19 protein-coding genes and 1 pseudogene are annotated in these 25,037 nt (G+C 70.1%); 11 read left to right on the forward strand and 9 right to left on the reverse strand.

Annotated features, from left to right (window positions below):
- Positions 1-114 precede the first annotated feature (114 nt).
- The 7 genes from ACT2CW_RS18675 to serA all read left to right on the forward strand — a co-directional run bounded on the left by ACT2CW_RS18675 (position 115) and on the right by serA (position 9,583).
- Positions 115-1,311 carry a sensor histidine kinase gene (locus ACT2CW_RS18675; RefSeq protein ID WP_445517433.1) on the forward strand — a complete coding sequence of 399 codons (1,197 nt, stop codon included), beginning with the start codon at positions 115-117 and terminating at the stop codon, positions 1,309-1,311.
- Between the two features lie 90 nt (positions 1,312-1,401).
- A complete protein-coding gene (locus ACT2CW_RS18680) occupies positions 1,402-2,082 on the forward strand; it encodes a response regulator (protein WP_164422930.1) in 681 nt (226 codons plus the stop codon).
- A 280-nt stretch (positions 2,083-2,362) separates the two neighbouring features.
- On the forward strand, positions 2,363-3,490 hold the full coding sequence (locus ACT2CW_RS18685; RefSeq protein ID WP_445517434.1) for an NADH:flavin oxidoreductase: 1,128 nt from the start codon (positions 2,363-2,365) through the stop codon (positions 3,488-3,490).
- 46 nt (positions 3,491-3,536) lie between these two features.
- A complete protein-coding gene (locus ACT2CW_RS18690) occupies positions 3,537-3,887 on the forward strand; it encodes a winged helix-turn-helix transcriptional regulator (RefSeq protein ID WP_445517435.1) in 351 nt (116 codons plus the stop codon).
- Positions 3,888-5,393: 1,506 nt separating this feature from the next.
- Positions 5,394-6,539 carry a PLP-dependent cysteine synthase family protein gene (locus ACT2CW_RS18695; protein WP_445517436.1) on the forward strand — a complete coding sequence of 382 codons (1,146 nt, stop codon included), beginning with the start codon at positions 5,394-5,396 and terminating at the stop codon, positions 6,537-6,539.
- Entirely contained in the window at positions 6,539-7,864 is a 1,326-nt protein-coding gene (locus ACT2CW_RS18700) for an MFS transporter (RefSeq protein ID WP_445517437.1), read from the forward strand. The genes ACT2CW_RS18695 and ACT2CW_RS18700 overlap by 1 nt, the downstream gene beginning before the upstream one ends.
- A 129-nt stretch (positions 7,865-7,993) precedes the next feature.
- Positions 7,994-9,583: a phosphoglycerate dehydrogenase gene (gene serA, locus ACT2CW_RS18705; RefSeq protein ID WP_445517438.1), complete on the forward strand. Its 1,590-nt coding sequence runs from the start codon at positions 7,994-7,996 to the stop codon at positions 9,581-9,583.
- Between the two features lie 93 nt (positions 9,584-9,676).
- Here serA and ACT2CW_RS18710 read toward each other — a convergent pair whose 3' ends face one another.
- From ACT2CW_RS18710 to ACT2CW_RS18725, 4 genes are all read right to left on the reverse strand, one after another.
- Positions 9,677-10,543, reverse strand: a complete 867-nt coding sequence (locus ACT2CW_RS18710; protein ID WP_445517439.1) for a F510_1955 family glycosylhydrolase — start codon at positions 10,541-10,543, stop codon at positions 9,677-9,679.
- 132 nt (positions 10,544-10,675) lie between these two features.
- Positions 10,676-11,386, reverse strand: coding sequence for a DUF305 domain-containing protein (locus ACT2CW_RS18715; RefSeq protein WP_445517440.1), 711 nt, complete (start codon positions 11,384-11,386; stop codon positions 10,676-10,678).
- Between the two features lie 86 nt (positions 11,387-11,472).
- Positions 11,473-11,925: a DUF6153 family protein gene (locus ACT2CW_RS18720; protein WP_445517441.1), complete on the reverse strand. Its 453-nt coding sequence runs from the start codon at positions 11,923-11,925 to the stop codon at positions 11,473-11,475.
- 324 nt (positions 11,926-12,249) lie between these two features.
- The gene (locus ACT2CW_RS18725; RefSeq protein WP_445517442.1) at positions 12,250-14,226 is read right to left on the reverse strand and encodes a heavy metal translocating P-type ATPase; all 1,977 of its coding nucleotides are present in this window, start codon (positions 14,224-14,226) and stop codon (positions 12,250-12,252) included.
- A 105-nt stretch (positions 14,227-14,331) separates the two neighbouring features.
- Between ACT2CW_RS18725 and ACT2CW_RS18730 the strand changes: the two genes are divergently transcribed.
- Entirely contained in the window at positions 14,332-14,724 is a 393-nt protein-coding gene (locus ACT2CW_RS18730) for an ArsR/SmtB family transcription factor (protein WP_445517443.1), read from the forward strand.
- 152 nt (positions 14,725-14,876) lie between these two features.
- On the forward strand, positions 14,877-15,425 hold the full coding sequence (locus tag ACT2CW_RS18735; RefSeq protein ID WP_445517444.1) for a restriction endonuclease: 549 nt from the start codon (positions 14,877-14,879) through the stop codon (positions 15,423-15,425).
- 10 nt (positions 15,426-15,435) lie between these two features.
- On the opposite strand, the gene ACT2CW_RS18740 is transcribed toward ACT2CW_RS18735, so the two are convergent.
- The 4 genes and pseudogenes from ACT2CW_RS18740 to ACT2CW_RS18755 form a co-directional block, all read right to left on the reverse strand.
- Positions 15,436-21,030 (reverse strand): CHAT domain-containing protein, encoded by a 5,595-nt coding sequence (locus tag ACT2CW_RS18740; protein ID WP_445517445.1) that lies wholly within the window; start codon positions 21,028-21,030, stop codon positions 15,436-15,438.
- A gap of 540 nt (positions 21,031-21,570) precedes the next feature.
- Positions 21,571-21,783 (reverse strand): annotated as a pseudogene (locus ACT2CW_RS18745) (FAD-binding protein); the annotation flags it as partial.
- Positions 21,784-21,788: 5 nt separating this feature from the next.
- A complete protein-coding gene (locus tag ACT2CW_RS18750; protein WP_164422907.1) occupies positions 21,789-22,208 on the reverse strand; it encodes an arsenate reductase ArsC in 420 nt (139 codons plus the stop codon).
- A gap of 51 nt (positions 22,209-22,259) precedes the next feature.
- A complete protein-coding gene (locus tag ACT2CW_RS18755; protein ID WP_445517446.1) occupies positions 22,260-22,751 on the reverse strand; it encodes an arsenate-mycothiol transferase ArsC in 492 nt (163 codons plus the stop codon).
- 108 nt (positions 22,752-22,859) lie between these two features.
- Here ACT2CW_RS18755 and ACT2CW_RS18760 point away from each other — a divergent pair, with 108 nt between their 5' ends.
- A complete protein-coding gene (locus tag ACT2CW_RS18760) occupies positions 22,860-23,174 on the forward strand; it encodes an ArsR/SmtB family transcription factor (protein ID WP_164422905.1) in 315 nt (104 codons plus the stop codon).
- Positions 23,165-24,271 (forward strand): ACR3 family arsenite efflux transporter, encoded by a 1,107-nt coding sequence (gene arsB / locus ACT2CW_RS18765; RefSeq protein WP_445517734.1) that lies wholly within the window; start codon positions 23,165-23,167, stop codon positions 24,269-24,271. Before ACT2CW_RS18760 ends, arsB begins: the two co-directional genes overlap by 10 nt.
- On the opposite strand, the gene ACT2CW_RS18770 is transcribed toward arsB, so the two are convergent.
- Positions 24,272-24,988: a TIGR02391 family protein gene (locus tag ACT2CW_RS18770; RefSeq protein ID WP_445517447.1), complete on the reverse strand. Its 717-nt coding sequence runs from the start codon at positions 24,986-24,988 to the stop codon at positions 24,272-24,274.
- Between the last annotated feature and the right edge of the window lie 49 nt (positions 24,989-25,037).

Consider the following 25,037-nt stretch of genomic DNA (forward strand, 5'->3'; position numbering starts at 1 on the left):
CCCTCCCTATAGTCCTCGTAGACAACCCTCCACCCCGAGGCGGTGGGGGGGTTTTTTGTTTTTCCCCCCCCCCCCCCCCCCCCCGCGCCCATCCGTCCTCCTACGCTGAGCATCGTGGATCGACATCTTCCGCGTACTCCGCACGTCAGACGGCTGATCACCGTCAGCGGCCTGTTCGCGTTCGCTCTTACCTGGCTGGCGGACATCGCCGTGGTCACGAGCGCTTCCATGACGTCCGGAACCGCCTGGCTGCCCGTCGTGGCCACCGGCCCCCTGATCGCCCTGGCTGTCGCCGAGACCCCCTGGTCGCCGTCGCTGGGCACGTGCGTCGCCGTCGCGGTCTCACCGTCCTTGGCGCTGACCGCTTGGAGCCTGATCGCGCAGAGCACCATGGCGTGGTGGGGAGCACTGGAGACATTGGGCCTGCTGTGCATGGCCCTGCGCACCTCAGCCCAACCCGGCCGACCGGCCGCCGCGGTGGCGGAAACCGTCCTGATCAGCGTGACCGTACTTCTGCTTCCCCTGCGGGCCGGGTCGTGGCAGGCGTTCACCGGCGGCGGCTATGTGCTGACCGTCGCCCTCGCCATCTTCATCACGCTCGGCTATACCATCCGAGCCCTGGAAGCGCGGAGAGAGCGTACGGCCCGCGAGGTCCGCTACGGGGAGCGCCTCGCCCTGGCCCGCGATCTGCACGATCTCATCGCCCATCACATGACCGGCATCATCGTGCAGGCCAACGCCGCCTTGTCCATCCAGGCCGCCGCACCGGACAAGATCGAGCCTATTCTGCACAACATCGCCCGGACCGGTGCCGAGACCCTGGAATCCACGCGCCGTCTGGTCCGCGTCCTGCGCGAGGAGAGCAACACGTCATTGCGGCCCGGCGACTTGCTCACCGATCTCGGTGAACTCGTGTCCGCCCACTGCGCCGCCGCGTCGCCCGGCTCCGGGCCCACCGAAGCCGAGACGGCACGCCTCGAAGCGACAGCGGCAGCGCGGGTGGTCCGACTGAGCCCCGAAATGGAGACCTCCGCCCACCGCGTGGTCCAGGAAGCCCTGACCAACGTACGCCGCCACGCATCGAACGCGCACACCGTCGTCCGCCTGGATGCCGACACCGAGCGGCTGCGCGTGACCGTCACCAACACTCCACCTCACCGCAGGGCGCTCACGCCGGCCGGGGGCCGGGGCGGCTTCGGCCTGCTCGGGCTCCGAGAACGCGTCGAGGCCCTCGACGGCACCCTGCGCGCCGGGCCGCTGCCCGACGGCGGCTGGGAAGTCTCCGCCGCCCTCCCGCTCGCACCGTCATGACCCCGGGCCGAGCCCTGCCGGAGCCGGGCTCCGACGAAGCGACCTGGGCCGTCTCGACGCAGCCCAGCCCCGTGATGACAGGAACGGTCAGTGCACGAACCCCAGATTGACGTCGTCATCGCCGACGACCAGGAACTGGTACGGATGGGATTCAGCCTGATCCTTGGTGTGCAGCCAGGAATCACGGTGGTCGGTGAGGCGGCAGACGGTGTGGAGTGCATCGAACTCGCGCGTCGTCTGCGTCCCCGGGTCGTGCTGGTCGACATTCGTATGCCGCGGCTGGACGGGCTGGAGGTTGTGCGACAGCTGGCCGGTCCCGGCGTGGCCGACCCGATGAACGTCGTCGTGATCACCACATTCGACCAGGACGACTATGTGCGAACCGCACTGCGCAACGGCGCATGCGGTTTCCTGCTCAAGGACGCCTCTCCCGCCCTTCTGGTGGAAGCGGTCCAGGCGGCAGCGCGGGGAGACGCCCTCGTCTCCCCCGCGGTCACCGTGCGGCTCCTGCGGAAGCTGGAAGCGACGGAACGCGGGACGGCGCAGGCGCCCGCGGCGTCCGATGACGCCGGCCTCAGCGAACGGGAGCGGGACATCGTCCGGCTGGTGGCCGTGGGCCGCACGAACCAGGAGATCGGCAATGAGCTGTTCCTGTCGCTGTCGACGGTGAAAACATACCTGGCACGCATCCAGGCCAAGCTCAACGCCCGCAACCGGGTCGAGATAGCGGCCTGGGCCTGGGAACACGGAGCAGTCCGCAGAAGCCGATGAGACGGCCGGCGGCCGCCCGGGCCCTGAGGACGGCCCACGGCCGCAGCGGCCTGAAAGCAGGCTGCATCCTGCACAGCGAGCCCTTCCGAGGCGAGCTGCCACACGACCAGGTAAAACACCCACACTGGGGGGCACTTACAAAAAAGTAGGTACTTGTCCACGGGAAGGAACTGCATGTTCCCTCGGTTCTGGCGTAGGCAACCGGCCTAGCCGTCAAGCCCCGTCCCGACTCCGGGCGCACGAGCCTTGGAAACGTCGTCCTACTTCGAGGAGCATTCACGTGCCTGCCAGCAGCGCTGCCACCGACCGCGCGGCTCAGACCCTGTCCCGCCCGTTCACCCTGCGCGGGCTCACCGTCCCGAACCGGATCGTCATGGCGCCGATGACGCGCGACTTCTCGCCGGGCGGCGTCCCCGGTGCCGATGTGGCGCGGTACTACGCGCGCCGGGCGGCCGGCGGGGTCGGGCTGATCGTCACCGAGGGAACGTACATCCGTCACGACGCGGCGGGGGACAGCGTCACGGCGCCGCTGTTCCACGGCGAGGACGCCCTGGCGGGCTGGAAGAACGTGGTGGCGGAGGTGCACCGCGCGGGCGGCCGGATCTTGGCGCAGATCTGCCACGTCGGGGTGCAGCGCCCCGAGGGCGCGGGCCCGTTCCCCGACGCCCCGACGGTCGGCCCGTCGGGTATCGGGCTGGACGGCGCCCCGGCCGGTAAGGCCATGACCCAGGACGACCTGGACGCGGTGATCGCCGCCTTCGCCGAGGCCGCCGCCGCGGCCGAGCGCACCGGCTTCGACGGCGTCGAAGTGCACGGCGCCCATGGCCTTCTGATCGACCAGTTCCTGTGGGAGCGCACCAACCGCCGCACCGACGGCTACGGCGGTGACCCGGTCGCCCGTACCCGGTTCGCCGCCGAGATCGTGGCCGCCTGCCGGAAGGCCGTCTCCGCCGACTTCCCGATCGTCTTCCGCACCTCGCAGTGGAAGGTGGGCAACTACGACGCGCGGCTGGCCACCACCCCGCAGGAGCTGGAGGCGGTCCTCATCCCGCTCGCGGAGGCCGGGGTGGACGCCTTCCACTCCTCCACCCGCCGGTACTGGGTGCCGGAGTTCGAGGACTCGGACCTGAATCTCGCGGGCTGGACCAAGAAGCTCACCGGCAAGCCCACCATCAGCGTCGGCTCCGTCGGCCTGGACAAGGCGTTCAAGCCGGGGTTCGAGAGCGGGAGCCGGACCGGGGTGGCGGGCATCCAGAACCTGCTGGACCGGCTGGAGCGGGACGAGTTCGACTTGATCGCGGTCGGCCGGGCCCTGATCGCCGACCCGGAGTGGGCTCGCAAGGTCCTCACCGGGGACACGGAGGCGCTGATCCCGTTCACCGTCGACCAGGTCGCCACCCTGCACTGACGCCGAAGCGGATTGATGTAGGTGGCGGACGGAAGGATATGTCCAGATGACTGAGCGTGGGTTCTACTGCGGATTGGACGCCGCACTGTCCGTCGTCGGGGGCAGGTGGAAGTTTCTGGTGCTGTGGCAGCTCGCCATGCACGGTCCCCAGCGGTTCGGCCAGCTGCGCCGCCTTGTCGACGGCGTTACCGAGAAAGTGCTGATCGGTGCGCTCAAAGACCTTGAGGCAGACCGCATTGTCGTCCGCAAGGACTTCCAGGAGCTTCCCCCTCACGTCGAATACTCCCTGACGCCGTACGGCTCCAGCCTGGCTGAAGCGCTGCGCCCGCTGTGCGAATGGGGATACGCCCACATGGATCGGATCGGGGCGTTGGTGAGCCAACCCGTCAGATCCTGATCGATGGATAACGTTGTCCGCCTCTCCCCAGTTGAGGGTGAGGCGGATCACGTCTGGCGGAGGCCAGGTGGTCGCGGCTCGTGCGAATGGGTGCCGAGGGTGGGACGACCTGTCGTTTCACGAGACCCGAAGCATCAGCCTGATCCATTGCGTGAAATGTGTGTACAGATGTTAACGCGGTGTTTCCGAGGGAAGTTTGCGCCGCACCGCCGGGCAATGGTTACGATCACGGCATGGTTACGGCTTGGTTGCGCTCGGGCATGCCGCGGCCCCGCTCCGCGGGGCCGTTGCGTCTGCTGTGGCTGGCCGTGCTGGTGCTCGGCGTCCTGGTCACGCACGGCGCGAGCGCGGAGAGCGCCCAGGGGCACGCAGGGGTCGGTGCAACCGCGCCCGCACACGCGTCCGCCGTGATGCAGGAAGGTCACACGAGCGGGTCCGGAGGGGGCGGCGCTGTCGCGAGCGCGTCGCCTGACGCTGCGGCAGCCGACGGCCAGCACGAGGGTGACGGCCCGCCCCACCCGGCTGAAGGCTGCGTCTCCGGCCAGCCCCAGCAGGACCTGTATCTGGCCGCTCCAAGTCTGTCCACACGGGGCCGTGTGCCAACGACGCACCCGTTTGCATGGGGGAAGCCCGACCCCTTCCGGTCGAAGCCGACCGTTCCTTCGCTGACGGATTCGGGAGTCTCCATGGTGCAGCAGGTCTAGATTCCGGCGTCCCCGACTGGCCGCCACTCTCCCGAGAGATGACAGCCCGCCCTGCGGGACGGGTCGGCCACATGGGGTCAAATCCCGGCTCCCTGGACGTCCGTGGCCACGCTTCCTCGCGTTGAACGGACCGCTCCTCGGCGCCTGCCTGCTCGGATGCCTGCTGATCCCGATCCGCCGCTCACCCCACGCCGTGGGAGCGGCGGCCGCTCCCCGGAGGAACCGTGCCGTTACGCCCCCTTTCTCGCGCTCACATCAGCCGCCCGGCTACCAGGACTCGGCTGCTGCGGCTGCTGGTCCTCGTCCTCGGAGTCTTGCTGCTGTGGGCGCTCGGCTGTTCTGCCTCGCACGCTGACGACAACCACACGCAGGGCCGGCCCTCGGCCTCGGCCGATCTCCCCCCGCTCGCGTCGGCGGCCACCGAGCGTGCGATGCCCCACGGACCGCATCCACACTCCGGTGCGCATTGCGCGCCGCACGTGGTCAGCCAAGCCCCGCCGCAGGCCCGGCAGTTGTTCACGGACACCGCGGCCCCGGCCGTCCTCGCCGGAGCGGCGGCGGGAGTGACCGCCGCCGTGACCGGTCGGCAGTGGGTCGCTCGACACGGAGGAAGCAGACCCCGGATACGGCGTTCAGGACGCACCACTCTTACCGTCGTCTGCCGGTGGCGGATCTAGACGGGCCTTCGCGGCCATCGACACGGGCCGCGCGTGCTGCCACCAGGTCATCGAGGCGGATGCCTCTTCCTGGACCGGACGGCGCGCCCGACGAAACCCCGTCACACCACCGATGAGAGCGGAAGATGAACCCGCAGACCACAACCGAGATCACACTTCCCGCCCGCTCGGCCCTGTCCGGGCTCGTGGGCAACACCCCGGTTCTCCGGATCTCCGATCCCCTCACCCCCGCTGACCGGGGGTTCTGGGCGAAGCTGGAGGGTTTCAACCCCGGCGGGATCAAGGACCGGCCCGGCCTGTACATGGTCGAGCGGGCCCGCGCCCGTGGTGATCTGCGCCCCGGCGCCAGGATCATCGAATCCACCAGCGGCACCCTCGGCCTGGGACTGGCTCTGGCCGGCATGGTCTACCGCCACCCCGTCACCCTGGTCACCGACCCAGGGTTGGAGCGGTCCATGACCCAGCTGCTGACCACCTACGGAGCCCAGGTCGACGTCGTCTCCGAACCCCACCCCACCGGCGGCTGGCAGCAGGCGCGGCGCGAGCGAGTGGCTCAGCTCATGGCGCAGCACCCCGGCTCGTGGTGCCCCGACCAGTACAACAATCCCGACAACACCACCGCCTACACCCCGCTCGCGCTGGAGCTGGCCTCCGAACTGGGCCATATCGACGTGCTGGTGTGCAGCGTGGGTACCGGCGGCCACTCCGCTGGCGTCTCCCGAGCGTTGCAGGCCCTGTACCCGGAGCTGAAGCTCGTCGGCGTCGACACCATCGGGTCGACCATCTTCGGGCAGCCGGCCCGCACCCGGCTGATGCGCGGCCTGGGTTCAAGCATCTACCCCCGCAACGTCGCCTACGACAATTTCAGCGAGGTGCACTGGGTGGCACCGGCCGAAGCGGTGTGGACCTGCCGCCGGCTCGCCACCTCCCACTACGCCACCGGCGGCTGGAGCGTCGGCGCGGTCGCCCTGGTGGCGGGCTGGCTGGCCCGTACCCTGCCCGCGGACACGAAGATCGCGGCCATCTTCCCCGACGGCCCGCAACGCTATCTCGGCACGGTCTACGACGACGACTACTGCGCCGCCCACGGTCTGCTCGACTCCCCGCCGCCCGTCGAACCGGAGACGATCGGCCGCCTGGACGAAAAGGAAGTCAGCCGCTGGACCCGGTGCACCACCGTGGTCGACCCGCTCACCCTGTCCGACCCGGCGCAGGTGCACGACGCCGCAGAGCTCCCCGGGTTCGACACCCAGGAGGAGGGAGACCGGTGATGGACCGGCAGTCACGTTCCGGGGGAACCTGGGCGCAGATGCGCTCCTACCCGCGCAGCGTCCAGTTGCTGATGGTGAACCAGTTCTCCATCAACCTCGGCTTCTACATGCTGATGCCGTACTTGGCCGCGCACCTGTCCGGCACGGTCGGGCTGGCCGGCTGGGCCGTCGGGCTCGTGCTCGGCATACGCAACTTCAGCCAGCAGGGGATGTTCCTGGTCGGCGGAACCCTGGCCGACCGGCTCGGCTACAAGCCGCTGATCATCGCCGGGCTGATGCTCCGCATCGTCGGCTTCGCGACCCTCGGTCTGGTGGACGCGCTGCCCGCGCTGCTCGCCGCATCCGCGGCGACCGGGCTGGCGGGCGCCCTGTTCAACCCGGCGGTGAGGGCCTATCTGGCGGCGGACGCCGGGGAGCGCAGGGTCGAAGCGTTCGGGCTGTTCAACATCTTCTACCAGGCCGGCATCCTGCTCGGCCCCCTCGTCGGCATGGTGCTCACCGGTGTCGACTTCCGCGTCGCCTGCCTGGTGTCGGCCGGGATCTTCGCGCTGCTGAGCATCGTGCAGCTCCGCAGTCTCCCCGCCCGCCGCGCACATGACGCACCGACCACCAAGGGAAGCGGCCAACAGGACGGCGTGCTGTCCCAGTGGCGCACCATCGTGGCCAACCGGCCGTTCCTGCTGTTCTCGGTCGCCATGATCGGCTTCTATGTCATGCAGTTCCAGGTCTATCTCGCCCTGCCGCTGGAAGTGCGGCGCCTGGGCGGCGACGGAACGTCCGGGACAGCGGCGGTGGCGATGCTCTTCGCTGTCTCGGGCTTGAGCACGATCCTCTTCCAGACCAAGGTGACCGCGTGGTGCAAGGCCCGCATGGAGCCGGGCCGGGCCCTTGCCTGGGGCCTGCTCACCATGGGCGTGGCGTTCGTGCCCCTGCTGGTACCGACGGCCGTGCCCGTGCCGGAGGGCGGCATGGGGCGGTGGCTGCTCGCGGCCGTACCGCCCGCGCTCTCCGCTCTGCTCCTGGCGGTGGGGACGATGATCGCCTACCCGTTCGAGATGGACACCATCGTCCGGCTCTCCGGTGACCGCCTGGTCGCCACCCACTACGGGCTCTACAACACCATCTGCGGCGTCGGCATCACGCTCGGGAACCTGCTGACCGGGGCCTCTCTGGACGCCGCCCGCGCGGCCGGCGTCTCCGCGCTCCCGTGGATCGCGTTCTGCGCACTCGGCCTGGCCTGTGCCGCCGCCCTGTACGGACTGCACCGCACCGGCCGCCTCGCGCCGCCGGTGCGCGAGACACAGCCCGAGTCGGTGTCTGCCTGACCCATGGTCCCGCGGCAGGGGGGACGAGCTTTCCTTCGTCCTCCCTGTCGGCCATGCGCCGGAACTGGCACCGTATGCGGCCGCCGGGGCGGCCGTTCCTCAACGAACCAGTAGGGATGGAAATCCACCGTGAGCTCGAAACCTGTCGTACTCCTGGCTGAAAAGCTGTCGCCCGCCACTGTCGGCGCCCTGGGCCCGGACTTCGAGATCCGGCTCTGCGATGGCGCCGATCGAGCCGAACTCCTCCCCGCGATCGCGGATGTGGACGCGATCCTGGTGCGAAGCGCGACCAAGGTCGACGCGGAGGCCATCGCCGCCGCCAAGAAGCTGAAGGTCGTCGCCCGCGCCGGGGTCGGCCTCGACAACGTCGACGTCTCCGCCGCCACCAAGGCCGGCGTCATGGTCGTCAACGCCCCCACATCCAACATCGTCACCGCCGCCGAGCTCGCCTGTGGCCTGCTCCTCGCCACCGCGCGGAACATTCCGCAGGCCAATGCCGCACTGAAGAACGGCGAGTGGAAGCGCAGCAAGTACACCGGCGTCGAACTGAGCGAGAAGACCCTCGGTGTGGTCGGCCTCGGCCGCATCGGCGTGCTGGTCGCCCAGCGGATGTCCGCCTTCGGGATGAAGGTCGTCGCCTACGACCCGTACGTTCAGCCCGCGCGCGCCGCGCAGCTGGGCGTCAAGCTCCTCTCGCTCGATGAGCTGCTGGAGGTCTCCGACTTCATCACGGTCCACCTTCCGAAGACGCCCGAGACCGTCGGTCTGATCGGCGACGAGGCACTGCACAAGGTCAAGCCGGAGGTGCGGATCGTCAACGCCGCGCGCGGCGGGATCGTCGACGAGCAGGCACTGTCCAGCGCGCTCAAGGAGGGCCGCGTCGCCGCCGCGGGACTGGACGTCTTCGCCCAGGAGCCGTGCACCGACTCCCCGCTCTTCGAGTTCGACAACGTCGTGGCCACCCCGCACCTGGGCGCCTCGACCGATGAGGCCCAGGAGAAGGCGGGCATCGCCGTCGCCGAGTCGGTGCGGCTGGCGCTCGCGGGAGAGCTGGTCCCGGACGCGGTCAACGTCGAGGGCGGTGTCATCGCCGAGGACGTCCGCCCCTGCGTGCCGCTCGCCGAGAACCTCGGCCGGATCTTCACCGCCCTGGCCGGCGAGGTCGCGGTCCGGCTCGATGTCGAGGTCTACGGCGACATCACCCGGCACAACGTCAAGGTGCTGGAACTCTCCGCACTCAAGGGCGTCTTCGAGAACGTCGTCGACCAGGCGGTTTCCTACGTCAACGCACCACTGCTCGCACAGGAACGCAGGGTCGACGTGCGCCACACCACCAGCTCGACGTCCCCCGACCACCACCATGTGGTGACCGTCCGTGGCACCCTGAACAGCGGTGAGCAGGTCGCGGTCTCCGGCACGCTGGCCGGCCCCAGGAACATCCAGAAGATCGTGTCGGTGGGTCAGCACACCATCGACCTCGCGGTCAGCGACCACATGGTCTTCCTGCGGTACAAGGACCGGCCCGGCATCGTCGGCACCGTCGGCCACGTACTCGGCGAGTCGGGCCTGAACATCGCCGGCATGCAGGTCTCCCGGTCCGTGCCGGGCGGTGAGGCGCTCGCCGTCCTGAACGTCGACAGCGACGTCCCCGCCGACGTACTCAACGAAATCGCCCAGGAGACCGACGCCACCTTCGCCCGCTCGGTCACCCTCGGCTGACCCCATATCAAGATCGCAGGGCCCGGGCCGCTCACCGCTTCGGCGGTGGGCGGCCCGAGGCCGCACGCGCCGACATGGCGTTTCGCCGAGGGGTCAGTGGCCGCCGCTCGCTTCGACGGCGAGGCGCTTGGTGAACGTCTTGCCGCCGTCCTTCGACTCGTAGACGCCGCTCTGTGTCGCGGCCAGGACGTGCTGGGCGTCGACGGCGGTGAGCGCCTGAGGCTGTCCGCCAGGGACGGTGGCGAGCCTCTTCCAGGTGGCGCCGCCGTCGGTGCTGCGGCTCAGCCTGCCGGAGGTGTCGATGCCGTAGAGGGCGTTCTTGGCCTTCCAGGAGAGGAAGGCCATCACTGGCTGCTTGCCCTCGGCGAAGGTCTTGCCGCCGTCCGTACTGCGGGCGACTCCTTCCGCGGTGGTGGCGAGCACGAGGTCGGCGTCATCCGGGTTGACCGCGATGTCGAGCGCTTGGAGGGTCGCTCGGTCCTTCCAGGTGGTGCCGTCCTTGCTGGTGCGGAGCAGGCCGCCTGTGGAGTCGTAGCCGTAGACGGTGCCGTGTGCGTAGTCCAGCGCGTGGAAGTCGGACTCCCCCGAGAGGGAGAGCGACCTCCAGCTCCTGCCCGCGTCGGTGCTCTTGATCAGTCCCTTGTTGCCGGGACCGTCCGCTCCGGAGGCAGGGTGGCCGCTGGCGTAAAAGGTCTTGCCCTGGGCCACCGTGAAGCCCATGAAGTCGTCCTTGCTGTCGCCCACCAGCTTGGGATTGCCCTTGGGGCCGGGGGTGTAGATGCCTTCGTGGGTCGCGACGTACAGGCGCTGGTCGGACGGGTCCAGCCCGAGTCCGTGGATGTGGCTGACGGTCGTGACGGCATCGGACGAGTCCGTGTCGCCGTCTCCGCTGGAGCAGGCGGCCAGTGTGAGGCCGAGGGCGACGGCGGTGGCCGCCTGGACAGCGCGGTGCGTCTTCATGGGTCCTCGTTGCATGGTGGGGGCGGGCCGGGACATGACCGGGCGCGGCCCGAGTAAGGAGTGTGTGGGCGTGACCGCCCCGGGCTCACCGGAGTGACCGGCTGAGCCCGGAACGGTCAGCGGGTGATCGGATCAGAGCTTGTCGAGCATGCCCTGGAGCTGCTTGACCTCGGCGGTCTGGGTCTTCACCACATCGTCGGCGAGCTTCTTCGCCGTGGCGTTCTTCCCGTTCTTCTGCTCGTCCTTGGCCATGTCGATCGCCCCGTTGTGGTGGCCGATCATCATCTGCGCGAACATCTTGTCGAAGTCCGCGCCCTTGGCGGCCTTCAGCTCCTTCATGTCCTTGTCGGACATCATCCCGGGCATGCCCGAGTCGTCAGAGCTGCCGGAACCGTGATCCATACCGGGCATGCTGCTGTCGGAGCCGTGGTCCATGCCGGGCATGCTGCTGCCCGACTCGGGCTTGCCCCATGCCTTGAGCCAGGACTTCATCTTCTTGATCTCGGGATCCTGAGCCTTCTCGATGTCCCCGGCGAGGGTCTTGATCTTGGCGTCCTCCGCCTGCTCGTCGGCGAGCTTGGACATCTCGACGGCCTGCTCGTGGTGGGGGATCATCATCTGCGCGAATTTCACGTCCGCGTCGTTGAACGTGCCCGGCGCGGGGTTCTCCCCGGTGGTCGCGCTCGCCGAGGCGGAGGTCTTGCTCTTGCTCCCGTGGTCCATGCCGCTCATGTCGTCGTCGTTGCCACAGGCGGCGAGGACCAGGCCTGCGGCGGCGACGGTGCTGACGAGAGCGATGCGGCGGGCGCGCGGACGCAGCGTGCTGCGCTTGATGGCGGTCATGTCGAAAACCTCGTGTTGTCTGTTCTGCGGAAAGCCTGTCGAACGGGGTACGCGGGCAGCGCGAGCCGCCCGCGGTGGCGTTCGGCCTAGATCCGCAGGACTGACAGTTGAGCGAGGTCAGGTGGTCTGAGCGGAGGGGGGTTGGGGCGCAGGACCGCCACGGCGGCATCGCGAAGCCGTGCCGGCCAGTCCGTCCCGCGGCTCAGAACCGCCCGGAGAAGACTGGCGAGAATCCACGTGCCGAGCACGGCCACGCACAGCGAGGCCATGTCCATCCCCATGGCCGGGGAGTGGGAAGACGTCTTGCCGTCCTGATGCGGGTCCGACGTGTGCGAGGAGACGACAACGCCCTGCGGCGAGGACATGCCGCCGCCTGGGTGGGCGGTCGTGGCCGATGCGTGAGCCGCTCCCATGCTCGTGTCGGCGGCGCTGTCGGGATGGCCCATCGAGTGCATCACGAAAACGCCCATCGCGAGCACGACGACGAGCAGGAGGTGCCCGAGGGCGCCTCCCATTCGTGCGCATCGGCTCACATGCATGTTCGTGGCTCCATCCGTGGTCGCTTCGCCGTCCGACACTACCGAAGCGGACCGGATCATGCCGTGTGGTTCGGGCGTAGGAACAGCCTACTAAGTAGTTTAATAGCAATGGTAACGGCAGAGAGGCGGGCGCCTGCGTACGTGGACGCCACATCAGGGGGTGACGGCGGTGGCCGTGCCGGCCGCGCCTTCTCGCCAAGGCCTCGCAGGGCTCCAGGAGGACCAAGGTTCCGCCCGTGATGCTCGAGTGGAGCCTTCGTGTGGGGCGGGTCAGGCAGTGGGCCGCTCCCGCCGTGGCGGGTGTGGCTTTGCGGGTGCGGCGGCTCACTGGTCGTTCCCGGTGCGGGCGCGGCGCCAGGCGGTATCGGCCAGCAGGCACAGTCCGTTGAGGCCGACGATGACGGTGGAGCCCTCGTGGCCGGCGACGCCGAGCGGCAGCGGCAGGGTGCCGACCAGGTCCCAGATGACCAGGCCGGTGATGAACACCGAGGCGATCACCAGGTTCTGCATGACCAGCTTGCGGGCCCGGCGGGAGAGGGCCACAACGGTGGGGATGGTGGCCAGCTCGTCGCGCACGACGACGGCGTCGGCGGTCTCCAGGGCGAGGTCGGAGCCTGCGTGGCCCATGGCGATGCCGGTGTGGGCGGCAGCCAGGGCGGGGGCGTCGTTGACACCGTCGCCGACCACGAGCACCTTGCGTCCGGCCTGCTCCAGTTCGTTGACGCTCGCCACCTTGTCCTGGGGTAGGAGACCGGCGCGGACGTCGGTGATGCCGACCTCGCCGGCGAGGCGGGCGGCGGCGCGCGGGTTGTCACCGGTGACCAGCACGGGCGTGCTGCCGGTGAGCGTGGTCAGGGCGGTGACGGTGGCGGCGGCTTCCTCACGGAGCCGGTCGGCGATGCCGAGCACCCCGGCCGGGGCGCCGTCCACCTGGACCAGGACAGCGGTACGGCCCTCCTCTTCCAGTTGCCCGGCCACCACAGCGGTGGCGTCGGTGCCACGGCCGTCCAGCAGCCGGGCGGGGCTGCCGACCGCGACCGCGCGGCCGTCGACGGTGGCCGTCACGCCGGTACCGGGCGCTGAGGTGAAGTCCTCCACCACGGGGACGTCCAGGCCGCGGGTGCGGGCGGCGTCCACGACGGCCCGCGCGAGGGGGTGCTCGCTGGGGTGCTCGGCGGCGGCCGCGAGCCGCAGCAGCGCATCCTCGTCCAGGCCGGAGGCGGACAGCGGGCGCACGTCGGTGACGTAGGGGGTGCCTTCGGTCAGGGTGCCCGTCTTGTCCAGTGCGACGGCGTCGACCTGCCCGAGCTGTTCCATGACCACGGCGGACTTGACCAGCACGCCGTGGCGTCCGGCGTTGGCGATCGCGGACAGCAGCGGCGGCATGGTGGCCAGCACCACCGCGCACGGCGAGGCGACGATCATGAACGTCATCGCCCGCAGCAGGGTGGGCTGCAACGCTGCGCCGAAGAGCAGGGGCAGGACGAAGAGGGCCACCGTGGCGGCCACCATGCCGATGGAGTACCGCTGTTCCACCTTCTCGATGAACAGCTGGGTCGGCGCCTTGGTCTCGGAGGCTTCTTCGACCATCTTCACGATGCGGGCGATGACCGAGTCGGCGGGGTCGCGCTCGGTCTTCACCCGCAGCGCGCCGGTGCCGTTGAGAGTCCCGGCGAACACCTCGTCCCCGACTTCCTTCGCCACCGGCAGCGGCTCGCCGGTGATGGTGGCCTGGTCCACCTCGCCGGCGCCGTCCAGGACGCGGCCGTCGGCGCCGATGCGCTCGCCGGGCCGGACCAGGATGGTGTCGCCGACCGTCAGCTGTTCGGTGGCCACCGTCTGCTCGCTGCCGTCGTCGGCCAGGCGGGTCGCGGTCGTGGGGGCCAGGTCCAGCAGGCCGCGCACCGAATCCGCGGTCCGGGCGGTGGCGATGGCCTCCAGGGCACCGGAGGTGGCGAAGATGACGATCAGCAGCGCGCCGTCGAGGACCTGCCCGATGGCGGCGGCGCCGATCGCGGCGACGACCATCAGCAGGTCCACATCCAACCTCTTGTCCTTCAGGGCCTGAAGGCCCGCCCAGCCGGGCTCCCAGCCACCGGTGATGTAGGTGAGCGTGTACAGCGGGCCCCACGCCCACGCTGGGGCGCCGAGCAGCTGAAGCGGCAGTGCGATCAGGAACAGCACCAGAGCCGCGAACGCCCAGCGGGCCTCGGGCAGCGCGAAGATCCGTGTGCGGCGCCGGGGCGTTACCGCGTCACGGACAGCCGGTGGGGCCGCCGGACGGGTCAGGGGCGAAGACATGCGGTGGTGATCCTTACGCGCACGGGGGTCGATTCGGTCCAACTCCACCACCATACAGGAACACATGAACACACCTTCATGTATACATTCGGCTACCCTGGGCCCATGGGTCATGGAGCCGCACCGTCTGCCAGCAGCGTCCCGCGCACGCGCCTGAACGCGGACGACGCCGCGAAGGTCGCCACCACGCTGCAAGCGCTGGCGACACCCTCCCGTCTGCTGATCCTCGCCCGGCTGCGCGAGGGGGCGCTGCCCGCCACCGAGCTGGCCGCCGAGGTCGGCATGGAGCAGTCCGCCTGTTCCCACCAGCTCCGCCTGCTGCGCAACCTCGGCCTGGTCACCGGCACCCGCAAGGGCCGGTCCGTGGTCTACGCCCTGTACGACCACCACGTCGCCGAACTCCTCGACCAGGCCCTGTACCACGTCGAACACCTACGGCTCGGCATCACCGACACCCCGGCCACGGCCACCGAGGACACCGGCGCTCTCAGTCTGTAGTCGCAGGAGCCTTTGGAGCGCAGCGCCTCGCGTCCGCCCTTCCTCCAGGTGCGGCGCCACTGGTAAACCGATCAAGGGCCCGGACATGGCCCAGCGACGGGCTCCGGCGCCGAGGCAGTCGACAATGTGACGGCCTGGAATAATGTCGGCGCGTGACCGAGGACAACCGCACCATGCGTTACCCGCACCCGGCGATCACCCCTGGGGAGTTCGAGGAATTCGTCGCGGGGGAACTGCTGGGCGCGGCGGGGTCGGAGGTGGACGACCTCGTGGTCACCGTGCGCGAGAAAATCGTTGGCGCCGATGGTACGTACGACTTCGACGCGACCGTCCGGTACCGGTTCGCGGGAATGGCCTTTCTGGTGGTCGTCGAGGCCAAGCTGCACCGGAATCCGATCAAGCGTGAACTCGTCCAGGTGCTTCACCAGAAGATCCACAGCGTCGGCGCGCATAAGGGTGTAATGGTCGCCACTTCGCCGTACCAGAGCGGTGCGGTCGAGTTCGCGGCAGCGCATGGTATTGCTTTGGTGACGGTCACGGAGAGCCGCTTCGTGTTCACGACCAGGGACACCGCGACCGCGCGCCCCACGTTCGTGGCGCCTTGCAGCGGTGGGGCGGGCTCGCGGGACCTGGTGCTATCCGCCGACGACGATGATCATGCGGCTTGTGTCGCGACGTTCCTGTTGGGACGGCCTGCCTGACACCCTCCGGCTACGTGCCGACGTGGATGTGCGACGCCCACGCCGATGGGTCATCCGGCCATCGGTCGCGCATTCGGCGGGTCGCGCTGTGGACCGCCTCGGCAACGCCCGCGCCGTCGGCGATCGCCGAGTAGACCAGGTCGGCGACGTCCACCGCCTGCCAGTCGCCGATCCGCCACAGCGTGCCGATCACGTGCCGGTAGCCGGCGAGTTGGAAGGCGGAGGCCACGTGGATCGCCTCGTCGGCCAGCCAACCGCTGGGACGCGCGGTGGAGCACGCGGACAGGAACGCCAGTTCGGCGTCATCCATCCGGAGCCTGGCCAGGTCCACCACGGTGAGCGGCCGGTTGTGGTGGTCGGCCAGCACCAGCCGCCCGGCCGACGGATCGGCCAGGTCGCTGTGCCCGTGGCAGGCGAAGTGTGCCCACCGGGCCCCGGTCAGCGCGTCGAGCACGGCGTCATGGGTGGCGGCCGTGCCAGTGCGCACGTCGACCTCGCCGGGGAAGTGCCGACGCAGCACCGCCGTCTCGGCTTCGGCACCCGACAGATCGGCGTATCCACCCGGCGTCTTCGGCATCGCCACCACGACCGCCCGACCGGCACGAGGCGGGGGCGAATCAGCCGCGCGCCGGGAATGGGCGAACGCCCGAAGCGTCGGGGTGACGGAGCACACCACCCGGTCCAGCACCGTGCGCGGCACGGCATCGGACGCCGTGTCGTGGTGGCCCGCGGCGTGCAGTGGCAGGAACGACAGCAGGCCCGACGGGCACCACCACAGCCGGGGCCAGGACTCGCCGCCGCGCGGCGTCCCGGTGATGCCCACGGCGTCGAGTACCGGACCGGCGACCGTGTCCCACAGCCAGCCGAGCGTGCGCGCCATCCGATCCTGGGCGGCGGCCCGGGTCCGCGCCGAGTTGGCGGTGGTGTCCTCGACCGCCCGGAGGAAGTCGCCGACCTCGGCCAGCACGGCGTCGGGCGTGAGCGTGGGCAGCGGCACGGCCGTGACCTCGCCGTCGGCGGGCAGGATCAGTGCGTAGGAGCCGTACCGGGACACACTGACGATCACTACCTGGCCCTCGTCCGGCGCGAGGTCAGCTACGGCCGGTGGGCGCAGGAAGCGGTCGAACCCGGGCAGCTTCCGGATGTCCGCGACGAGCCGATCGAACGACGTGGCCGTCGCACGTCGCGCCACCACATCGTCCGCAGGACCGTGGGAGTCGAGCTCCGCGCACAGCGCGGTGAACCGGCTGGCCGGCTCCGGGTGGCGCTCGGCCAGCGCGGTGAGGTCGGTGCGGCCGTCCAGCGCCTGGCTCAGCAGCAGGCCGCGGCCCTGCTCGAACAGCTCAACGGCCTGGGCGACCGACCCGGCCCGCACGCAGCACGCGGCGGCCTCCGACCCGATCTCGTGCGTGCCGTCGAGCAGGAACTCCTGGTCGCGGCGGGCGAGTTGGCGCGGAATGGTCCGGGCCAAGAGATCGACCGTCGCCTGGTATCCGGCCACGGCCTCCGCCCACCGGCCGGCCGCCGCGGCCAGGCTTCCCCACCGCGCCGCCGCCACCGCGCGGACCCGGGGCGGACCCATCTCGGCCGACGCCCCTTCCCGCGCCGCCGTGAGCGCACCGTCGAGGTCCGCATCGGCACCGGTCCGGGCGTGCCGGTCGCGCAGCGCCGCACTCAGGTTGGCCAGGTACGCGGGGCGGCCCGGGTGATCGGCGGGCGCCTCGGCCACCGCGGCGCGCGCGGCCGCCACCGCCGCGTCGAGGTCCGCCGGCCGGCCGCTGTGCTCGTACCACCCGCGCAGCACCAGGGCGTAATTCGACCACGCCGCCACCCGGGCCGGGTGACCGGGTGGATGCGCCTCGACCGCGGACCGGCCGGCCTCCACCGCCTCGTGCAGATCTGTCGCCTCGCCGCCGATCCCGAACCGCGCCTGCAACGCCCCGGCGAGGTTGGACAGGCGTGCCGCCCGGCCGGAGTGCTCGAGCGGGGTGGTGCGCACGGCCTCCCGGCAGACGTCGATCGCCTCGTCCAGGTCCTCGGGGTCGTGCACCGAATCGAAGCGGATCTGTAGGGCGGCGCCCAGGTTCGCCAGCATCAGCGCCCGGTCCGGGCTCGCGGCCTGCGCGGCGAGCGCCGCCCGCCGCAGCAGATCGACCGACTCGTCCAGGTCGGTCTGGCTGCCGGTATGCCGGAACCGGGCCAGCAGCGCGGCCCCGAGGTTGCCGAGGAACGCCGGAAGGTTCGGGGAATGCCGCGGTGCGGCGTCGAGCGCGCCCCGCCCGGCCTCGACTGCTTCGTCGATGTCCGCGAGCCGGTCGGTGCGCTCGAACAGGGTGCGGAGGGTGTCGCAAAGGCTCGCCAGGTAATTGGGGCGGTTGAAGTCGCCGACGGGTGTGGCGGCCACCGCGCTTCGGCCGAGCGCAGCCGCCTCCGTCAGGTCGTCGAGATCGCCGGTGTTCTTGTAGCACCGGCTCAGCGCGTTGGCGAGGTTGGCCTGCCGCCCGTCGAGCTCGGGATCCCCGGCCGGGGTCCCCGCCACCGCGGCGCGACCGTGCGCTATCGCGTCGGTGAGGTCCGATTCGTGTCCGAAGTGGACGAACCAGACCCGCAGCAGGTCGCAGAGGCCGGACAGGTGCGCGGCCCGTCCGGAATCGTCGACCGCCGTGGCGACCGCGTCCCGGCGCACCTGGATCGCCTCGTCCAGATCCGCCGGATCCCCGGCGCGTTCGAACCGGGCCAGCAGCAGCTCGCTCAGTTCGACCGCGTCCGGCCCATCGGGTGCGCTCGAGCCGATGCGCGCTTCCTCGATCCTCCGATCCAGCCCGGCCGCCTGGTCGCCGAACGCGGCCCTGGTCCGCAGCGCGAGGTCGAGATTGGACACTATCGCGGCGTGGTCGGGGTGATCGGGCCAGCCGGTGACCGCGGCCTGGCCGGCCTCGATGGCGGCGTCCAGGTCGGCCTCGCTCGCCAGGTGCTCGAACCGGGTCAGCAGGGCGTTGCCCAGGTTGGACAGGTAGATGGCGCGGGCGGGCTCGTCGGGTCGGCTTACCCCGACCGCCGCCCGGCAGAACTCGATCGACTCGGACAAGTCGGCCGGGAGTTTGACGCGTTCGAACCGGGTCAGCAGCGCGCTGCCCAGGTTGGTCAGGCATTGGGCGTAGTCGGGGTGGTCGGATCCGGCCACGGCGACGGCCCGCCGCAGCAGGTCGACGGACCGGTTCAGCGCGACCGCGTCGTCGTCGTTGTCCCGCGCTTCCCGGAACTGCGCCCGGCCGAGCTTGGCCAGCACCGCGGCCCCGTCCGGCTTGGCCGGCGGTTTGTCGTCCCACAGTTCGCCGATCAGCTCCGGAACGGCGCCGGCGCCCAACGGGTACAGCGGGGCGAGCAGGTCCAGCGCGATCATCAGCTCCGGTTCGCCGTCCACCGTGCCGCGGGCGGCGAACCGTGACCAGAACAGCCAGCCCGCGGTCTGCGCGACCTCGATGTCCTGGACCGGATCGGGCACCGAGCAGAGCAGGTCCACCACCTCGCCGATCGCGTCGGAGCCGAGCACGACCTCCGGCGTACGAGTAGTGGTGAACCGGTCGACCCGACCGCGGACCTGCCGGAGCCGGTGATCCCTCGTCGAACCCTGTGCAGGCCGCTCGTCGAGTTCCACCTCCGGGTCCGGATTCTGTTTCGAGCCGGTCTCCTCGGCAGGATCCTGGGCGGCCGGCTCGAGATCGGACCGGATCATCGAACGGACTGGATCGTCTTCCGCCAAGCCATCTCGTGCGCCGACGCCGGTGGCCGCGATGTCCGCCAGAGCATTCCGGGCATCCGAAAGTGCTTGCTGGTCTTCGGATTTGGTGAACGCGGTGCGCAGGGTGGCACTCAGGCCGGTCACGTAGCTGACCAGTTCCGGGTGGCCGTCAGGCACCTCGGTGACCGCGGCCCGACCGGCCGCAATGGCCTCGCGCAAAATGTCGAGATCACCGGTCCGCTTGAACAGCATGTGCAGGCTGATCCCGAGGTTGGACTGGAATCGGGCGTGCCACGGATGGTCGACCGGAATTGCCGCGAGCGCCTTTCGGTTGGCCGAAACGGCCTCGCCCAGCGTCCGCAGATCATCGGTCTCGTCGAACTGGGCCAGCAGCGAACTCCCGAGGCTGGACAGGCTCGCGGCCCGCATGGGATGGCCGTCGGGGATCGCCGCGACGGCACGACGACCGGCCGCAACGGCATCGTCCAATGCCTGCCGATCCCCGGAATGGTCGTACAGCGCGCGCAGCGTGTTCCCGAGGTTGGTCAGGCGGCTGGCCTGGCTGGGATGTCCGTCGGGGGTGGCGGCGTCGACCTGGCGGTGGGCGACGACCGCTTCGTGGAGCAGGTTCGCGTCCCCGGCGGCCTCGAACAGCTCCCGCAGGCTCACGCCGAGGTTGGCCAGGACAGCCTGCCGGGCAGGGTGGTCGGCGGGCAGGGAGGCCGACGCGGCGCGCCCGACGGCGACCGCCTCCGCCAGCGCAGCGCGGTCCCCGGTGTGCTCGTACAGCAACTGTAGCGTGCCGCCGAGGCTCGACATGCTCCCCGCCCGACCGGGATCATCCTCCGGCGTGCTCTCCAACGCCGCCCGGCCAACCGCGACCGCCTCGCGCAACATGGCGGTGTCGCCGCTCGCTTCGAACGCGACGCGCAGGGTGTTTCCCAGGTTGGACAGGCAGGTGGCCCGGTCGGGATCGCCGACCGGCATCGCGGCGACCGCATCCCGCCCGGCGGTGATCGCCTCGTCGATGGCCCGCGCATCCCCGGTGTACTCGTGCAGCATCTGGAGCACGACGCCTAGATTGGACAGGCGACCGGCTCGGATGGCTCCGTCCCCTGGGGTCGCGGCCACCGCGGACCGGGCCAGCTCCACCGACTTTCGCAGCACGCCGACGACCCCGGTGCGCTCGAACAGGGACCGCAGCGAAAGCCCGACCTCGCTGGCGTGTTCGGGGTACTCGGGATCGCGTTCGTCTATGACCTCGAGCAGGGTCAGGCCCGCGCTCACCGCCTCCTGCTGCACGTCCGCGTCGCCGGTCTCGTCGGCCAGCGCGGACGCCGCAGCATGCATGTTCGACAGGCACGGCCCGTACATCGGATGGTCCTCCGGAACGGCGGACAACGCCGTCCGGAACAGGTGAACAGCCTTCTCCAACGCCTCCAGGTCACCGTTGTGCAGGAACCGGTCGAACAATTCCGCGCCCTGGTCGGTACAGGCGGCCGGATCCACCCGCCCACCCTTGCGTTTGCGCTCCTTGGGGCGACGGGCCTGTTCGGCGTACAAGCTGCGCAATTGTTCCGGCACCGCATCTGGATCGGCCTGGTACACCGGCTGGTAGAGGATCGCAGCCATGCGCAGATCCTCGTCCCATTCATCGACCGGCAGCGCCTGAACCCGCAGCCAGTACAGCTCGCCGACGGCCCGCAGCACCTCCAGGTCGGGATCCTCGTCGGACCCGAGCAGCCGGGCCAGCAGGGCACCCGCCTCCTCCAACGCTTCCGGCGCCAGCACCCACCGCGAATGACCGGTCTCGATGGCGTGCGCGGTCCGCGCCCGCACGGCCGCGAGCAACTTCTCCCGCACGAACACCTCCGCCCGCCCCAACCGGCAGCAGTCTACCGAGACCGCCGATCAGTGCGGGTCTGGTCCGAAAAGGTGACGCGGCGCAGGGCGCGTTCGGGGTCGTGCCCGCCGCGTCCGTCAGGGGCGATGCTGTCCGTGCCTTGATCAGCGCCGACGAGGCCGAACGTGCCGTCCCCGGCCATCTTCGCCGCCCTGCCCCTCGCGGTGGCGCCGTTCCTGTCCTCCGTGCTCCTGGTTGGCTTGGCCCGTCAACGCCACCCTCAGCGAGTCCTGGGCCACCCCGATCGGCCGCCCTGGTCATCGCCCCCAGTGAAGGGCGCGCCGCCTGGCAAGGCAGGGACTGCGGCGGAAGACCCTGTGCATGAGAGCGGTGTGGCCGCGTCACACGTGGCCACACCGCCCGGGATCCGTTTGCTCGCTTGGTGTTCAGGCGACCGCGACCGCCCGCGGTTGCGCGGAGGTGGCGTCCTGGTGGTCCAGGGCGGCGAGGTAGCGTTCGGCGTCCAGTGCCGCGGCACAGCCGGTGCCGGAGGCGGTGATGGCTTGGCGGTAGGGGTGGTCGACGACGTCGCCGTCGGCGAAGCCGGGGAAGTTCTCGACCTCGGTGGCGGCCATCGGGGCGCGGCTTGCGGTGACCGCTCCTTCGAAGACGAGTGGCCTGAGGCTGGCGCGGGCGGTGTGGAGGGCGGCGGTGTATCCGGCGGGTCCGGAGCCGATGACGATGGCCTCGCGTGCGTCGGTGCTGTCGGGCACGGCGTTCAGACCTCCGGCTTGGTGTCGATCTCGGCGATCAGCGCCTCGATGCGGGTCTTGATCTCGTCGCGGATGGGGCGGACGGACTCCACGCCCTTGCCCGCGGGGTCCTCCAGGGCCCAGTCGAGGTACTTCTTGCCGGGAAAGATCGGGCAGGCGTCGCCGCAGCCCATGGTGATGACGTAATCGGAGGCCTGGACGGCCTCGGTGGTCAGGATCTTCGGCTGCTGGCCGGAGATGTCGATGCCGACTTCCAGCATGGCCTCGACGGCGGCCGGGTTGACCTGCTCGGCCGGGATAGACCCGGCGGAGCGGACCTCGACGCGGTCGCCCGCGAGGTGGGTGAGGAATCCGGCGGCCATCTGCGAGCGTCCGGCGTTGTGGACGCAGACGAACAGTACGGACGCGGCAGGGGTGGAGGACATCGGTTCATCCTTCGCGGGTCGGTTCAAGCGGGTGATGCGGACGGGGGAAGCTCAGGCGCCCGGGAGGGAGGTGAGCAGCTCGGTGATGTGGGCGTCGATCTCGTCGCGGATGGCCCGGACAGCGGTGATCGTGCCCCGTCCGGGTCGGCGACGGGCCAGTCCAGGTAGCGGCGGCCGGGCACGACCGGGCAGGCGTCGCCGCAGCCCATGGTGACCACGATGTCCGCGGCCTGGATCACCTCGTCGGTCAGCGGCTTGGGGGAAGCGTCTTCCAGCGCTACGCCCGGCATCGTGCAGCACCTGTGCCACTTCCGGTTCGACCTCGGCGGCCGGATCGGTTCCGGCGGAGGAAACGGTCACGCGTCCGCCCGCCCGGAGCCCCAGCAGGGCGGCGGCCATCTGGGAGCGTCCGGCGTTGTGGCTGCACACGAACAGCACCCGCGGCAGCGCCTTGTCCGTAATGGCCTGGGCGTGGGCGAGCGCGTCCAGCCGCTCGGCCGCCAGGCGCTCGTCGGGCAGGACAGAAGGTGGTGATGCGGTCATGAGAACCCTCTCAAAGGGGCTCCGCACGGTGCAGGTGGCGGATACGTCCTGGTGGCGGTCAGGCGCCGGGGCTGGTATCAGCCTCGACTGATGTGAAAGTATCAGCCCATGCTGACGTCAGTCGACACTGATCTGATCCGGGTGCTGGCCGACCCGATCAGGATGAAGATCGTGACCCTGCTCGCCCGCGAGACGCTGTGCACCACACACCTGGTGGAGGAGACCGGCGCCAAGCAGACCAACCTCTCCAACCATCTGCGGGTGCTGCGCGAGGCCGGGCTGGTGGAGACGGAGCCGTGCGGGCGGTTCACCTACTACCGGCTCCAGGCTGATGTCCTCGCCACTGTGGCCGGGCAGTTCACCGAGCTGGCCGAGACTGCCCGCGCCACCGCCGCCGCCGACATCAAGAGGGCCTGCCCGTGAGCACCACCGAAGAGACCGCCAACCGACCCGCGGAGGGCACCGCGGCCGGTGTCGTCGGCAAGCTCTCCGCCCTCGACCGTTTCCTGGCCGTGTGGATCCTGGCCGCTATGGCCCTGGGGCTGGGTCTGGGCCGGGCGATCCCCGGCCTGAACGACGCACTGTCCAAGGTCGAGATCGGCGGTATCTCCCTGCCGATCGCCGTCGGCCTGCTGGTCATGATGTATCCGGTGCTGGCCAAGGTCCGCTACGACAAGCTCGACGCCGTCACCGGCGACCGCAAGCTGATGGTCTCCTCGCTGGTCATCAACTGGGTCCTCGGCCCGGCCGTGATGTTCGTCCTCGCGTGGATTTTCCTGGCGGACCTGCCCGAGTACCGCACCGGGCTGATCGTCGTGGGGCTGGCCCGCTGCATCGCCATGGTCATCATCTGGAACGACCTGGCCTGCGGCGACCGCGAAGCCGCCGCCGTTCTGGTGGCCCTGAATTCGGTTTTCCAGGTCCTCGCGTTCGGTCTGCTGGGCTGGTTCTACCTGGACCTGCTGCCCGGCTGGCTCGGGCTGGGCGATGGCGAGCACCTGGACATCTCGATGTGGAAGATCGCGCTGAACGTCGTCATCTTCCTCGGCATCCCGCTGCTGGCCGGATTCCTCACCCGCCGCATCGGGGAGAACAAGCTCGGCCGCGAGCGGTACGAGATCGGCTTCCTGCCGAAGATCGGCCCGTTCGCCCTCTGCGGGCTGCTGTTCACGATCGTGATCCTCTTCGCCCTCCAGGGGAAGACGATCACCTCGCAGCCGCTGGACGTCGCCCGGATCGCCCTCCCGCTGCTGGTGTACTTCGCTCTGATGTGGTTCGGCACCTTCGCCCTCGGCAAGGCCATCGGCCTGGCCTACGACCGCACCGCCACCCTCGCCTTCACCGCCGCGGGCAACAACTTCGAACTGGCCATCGCGGTCGCCATCGCCACCTTCGGCGTCACCTCCGGCCAGGCCCTGTCCGGGGTTGTCGGTCCGCTCATCGAGGTTCCGGTGCTGGTGGCGCTGGTGTACGTATCGCTTGCCTGGCGACGGAAGTTCAGCGCACCTGCCACACCCTGATCACAGGCGCACCAGGACGCTGAAGGCCGCCAACTGCTCCAGCGCCTGGTGTTCCGGCAGCTCGGGCAGGCCGTCCTCGTGGCTGCTGGGATTGCGGATGCCCGTGTAACACCCCTCGGCGAAGGACATGGCGCCGCGGTGAAGGCTGCGGAAGGTATCGCTGCCGTCATTGGCCATGATCCGCAGCCGGGGCTGGCCAGGCTTGGGCGGGTCCTGGGAGAAGACGCTCTTGAAGAGGTTGGTCTCGCTCACATCGCGGCGTTGGACCTTGTTCTGGGTCTCGGCGTTGACCTTCTTGGCAGTCGCGGTGACCGCCTCGCGGAAGTGGCCGCTCTGCCACAGCGAGCGGGCCCCGTCCCACGCCCACGGGTGCATCGTGGCGGCGCTGATCTGGGGCGCATCATCACCGAGGTGTTCCCTGATCTCCGCGTCACGCACGAGGACGACATCGGCCCGCTGAACCGCCTCGCGATGTTGGCACCAGCGGTTCACACGCTCGTTGCTCTCGTCGGGGACTTCAGTGCGCCATCGCGGCAGCACGCGGTCCAGAATCTGCTCCACGACCTGCGCACTGGCGATGATCTCGTCCTGCGGACCGCGATTCGCACGGCTGCTGCGCAAGATAGTGGTCCCCGGAGGATCGGGCGGCCGATACAGCTCCGTCAGTTCCAGGAAACGCGGGCACTGCTCGCGAGCCCAGTCGATGTCGATGCTCATCCGGGCATCATCCACCCAGCCACCGACACCACATCGCCCCACAGCCGTG

The sequence above is a fragment of the Streptomyces sp. NEAU-174 genome (assembly GCF_052665095.1).